This window comes from Pseudonocardia pini, assembly GCF_013870575.1.
GTDB classification, from domain to species: Bacteria; Actinomycetota; Actinomycetes; order Mycobacteriales; family Pseudonocardiaceae; genus Pseudonocardia; species Pseudonocardia pini.
In genome coordinates this window covers 1-2,604 of sequence record NZ_JACBXB010000778.1, presented here as the reverse complement: position 1 = coordinate 2,604, position 2,604 = coordinate 1, and the positions used below count along the sequence as shown (strand labels likewise).

The window sequence follows — 2,604 nt, the reverse complement described above, 5'->3', positions numbered from 1 at the left end:
ATGGCGTGGGCCTCGGCCGGGCCGTAGGTCTCCGCCTCGACGACCACCCGCCGCAGTGCGACCTCGCCGACCCGGTGCCGCAGGATCTCCAGCGCCGACTGCGGGAAGGCCACGCCGACCTTCAGCTCCGGCGCCCCGAACCGCCCGCGTCCGTCGGCCATCAGCACCCGGTCCGCGGCCGCGGCCAGCACGGCGCCGCCGGCGATCGCGTGGCCGTTGACCGCTGCGACGACCGGGCCGTCCAGCGCGAACGCCGCCGTGAACAGCGCGTCGAGGGCGGGCAGGAACTCACGGACGTACGTCGAGCAGCCGTCGGAGGTCGACGCCCGCCGAGAAGGCGCGCCCGGCTCCCGTCAGCACCACCGGCCCGGACACCGTCTCGAGCTCGGCGGTGAGCGCGCGGCACAGCTCCAGGTCCATCGCGTTGACCGGGCCGTGCTCGATCGTCAGGACGGTGACCGCCCCGCGCCGCTCGCGGGCGATCATCGGGCGGGGTCCAGGACGACCTTGCCGACGCCGCCGGTGCGGTCGGCCAGCATGGCGTAGGCGGCAGGGCCCTCGGAGAGCCCCATCCGGTGCGTGATCAGCGTGTCCGGCGCGAGCCGACCCGCCGCCGCCAGCGAGATCAGGGCGGGCAGCTCGCGTTGGGCCGAACACAGGCCGATCGCGAACTTCAGCTCCTTGGTCTGCGCCGCCTCCATCCGGAAGGGGAAGGCACCGTTGCGGCTCACCCCGACCACGCTCACCCGTCCCGCCTGCCGCGCCGCGCTCACCGCGAGCGCGATCGTCTCGTCCGCGCCGACCGCCTCGATCACGGCGTCGCACCCCTCCCCTGCTGTCAGGTCCTTGAGCGACGCCTTCGGGTCCGCCGGGTCGACGGGCTCGGCGCCGTGCTCCACCGCCCAGGCTCGCCGGTGGTCGACGGGATCCGCGGCGAGCACCCGTGCCGCGCCCATCAGGAACGCGGACTGCACGGCCAGCTGGCCGACCGGACCCAGCCCGATCACCGCGACCACGTCCCCGGGCGCGATCCGCGCCCGCCGCGCCCCGTACCAGGCGGTGGGGGCGTTGTCGGTCAACAGGATCGCGGTGTCGTCCGTGACGCCCTCGGGCACCCGCAGCATGTTCACGTCGGCGTGCGGCACCGCGACCGCCTCGGCCTGGCAGCCGGGGAGCCGGTGGCTCATGCCGTAGCAGAACTCCTTCCACGGCTCCCGCCGGTGCTCGCACGCCACCACGTGCCCCCGGGCGCAGGTCGCGCACCAGGCGCAGCCGATCGAGGCCGGGAGCAGCACGCGGTCGCCGACGGCGAACCGGCGCACCTCGCTCCCGACCTCCACCACCTCGCCGACGGCCTCGTGGCCGACGCAGTAGCCGGTGTCGTGGCTGAACCCGTGCCCGGCGTAGATGTGCAGGTCGCTGCCGCACACGCCGGCCGCGCTCACCCGGACCACCGCGCCCAGCTCGTCGGCGGGCTTCGCGTCCGGGACGTCGACGACGCGGACGTCCCGCGGCCCACTGAAGGTGAGTGCTCTCATCCCGGCAGGTGCACCCCGCCGCCGAACGCAACCCCGAGCAGCACGGTCGCGGACTTCTCCCGCAGGTGCTTGACCTCGGTGTACTCCGGGCTGTCCCACCACCGGTCGAACTCGGCCTCGTCGGCGAACTCCAGCAACACGACGACGTCCGGGTCCCCCTCCCCCTCGATCACCTTGTGGCCGGTGTTCACGCTCAGCGGCCTGCACTCGTAGGCACCCAGCGTGGCGGCCGTCTGCCGCTGGTACTGGGCGAACACCTCGGCGTCGTGCTTCTGGAGGGCGGCCAACATGTAGTAGCTCATCGTTCTCCTCGGTTCGGGGTGGCGGTGGTGGCGTTGCTCATCCGGAGGTCGGCGCTGAACCCGCCGTCGACGGTCAGGGTGGTCCCGCTGACCCAGCGGGAGCGCTCCCCCGCCAGGTAGAGGACGGCCTCGCCGACGTCCCAGCCGGTGCCCTCGGTGCGGAGCGGGACCAGCGCGGCCCGGGCGCGCCGGGCCTCCTCCGTCAGTCCCTCGACCGCGACCATCGGCGTGTGGACGATCCCCGGCGCGACGGCGTTGACCCGGATGCCCTCGGGCCCGTGGGTCATGGCCATGGAGCGGGTCAGCGACAGGACCGCACCCTTGGTCGCGGCGTAGGCCGGACGCGGGTGGGTCAGGGTCCCGGCCAGCGAGGACACGTTCACGATCGAGCCGCGGCCCGCCGCCCGCATGTGCGGTATCGCGGCCTTCGACGCCAGGATCATCGAGGTCACGTTCACGTCGACGGTGCGCCGCCACGCCTCGACGTCGAGAGCGACGACGTCCTCGGCCGGGCCCACGACGCCGACGTTGTTGACCAGCACGTCGACCCCGCCGAACCGCTCGACCGCCGCCCCGACGACCGCGCGGCACTCCGCCTCGCGGGTCACGTCCGCGGTCACCGCCAGGGGCTCCCCGCCGACCTCCTTCACCAGGTCGACGGTCTCGTCGAGCCGGTCGGCCACCGCGTCCACCAGGACCACGCGGGCACCGGCCCGGGCGAGCAGCACCGCGGCGGCCCTCCCGTTGCCGATACCGGAGGCCTG

Annotated in this window: 5 protein-coding genes; all 5 read right to left on the bottom strand. The window is 74.3% G+C overall.

Translation table 11 applies throughout. From position 1 onward, the window contains the following. Positions 1 to 245: enoyl-CoA hydratase-related protein (locus H5J29_RS35540; protein ID WP_246394431.1), on the bottom strand; the 245-nt coding region annotated here is incomplete at its 3' end. 43 nt (positions 246 to 288) lie between these two features. Further along, on the bottom strand, positions 289 to 486 hold the full coding sequence (locus H5J29_RS35535) for a Clp protease/crotonase-like domain-containing protein (protein WP_246394430.1): 198 nt from the start codon (positions 484 to 486) through the stop codon (positions 289 to 291). Further along, a complete protein-coding gene (locus H5J29_RS28785) occupies positions 483 to 1,538 on the bottom strand; it encodes an alcohol dehydrogenase catalytic domain-containing protein (protein ID WP_181784121.1) in 1,056 nt (351 codons plus the stop codon). Before H5J29_RS28785 ends, H5J29_RS35535 begins: the two co-directional genes overlap by 4 nt. After that, entirely contained in the window at positions 1,535 to 1,840 is a 306-nt protein-coding gene (locus H5J29_RS28780; protein ID WP_181784120.1) for a DUF1330 domain-containing protein, read from the bottom strand. The genes H5J29_RS28785 and H5J29_RS28780 overlap by 4 nt, the downstream gene beginning before the upstream one ends. Next, the coding region (locus H5J29_RS28775) for an SDR family NAD(P)-dependent oxidoreductase (RefSeq protein ID WP_181784119.1) at positions 1,837 to 2,604 on the bottom strand (768 nt) is incomplete at its 5' end. The genes H5J29_RS28780 and H5J29_RS28775, both read right to left, overlap by 4 nt.

Bases quoted from the DNA above. Each gene is read 5' to 3' on its own strand.
- H5J29_RS28780 (WP_181784120.1), bottom strand. From the start codon at position 1,840: ATGAGCTACTACATGTTGGCCGCCCTCCAGAAGCACGACGCCGAGGTG.
- H5J29_RS28785 (WP_181784121.1), bottom strand. From the start codon at position 1,538: ATGAGAGCACTCACCTTCAGTGGGCCGCGGGACGTCCGCGTCGTCGAC.
- H5J29_RS35535 (WP_246394430.1), bottom strand. From the start codon at position 486: ATGATCGCCCGCGAGCGGCGCGGGGCGGTCACCGTCCTGACGATCGAG.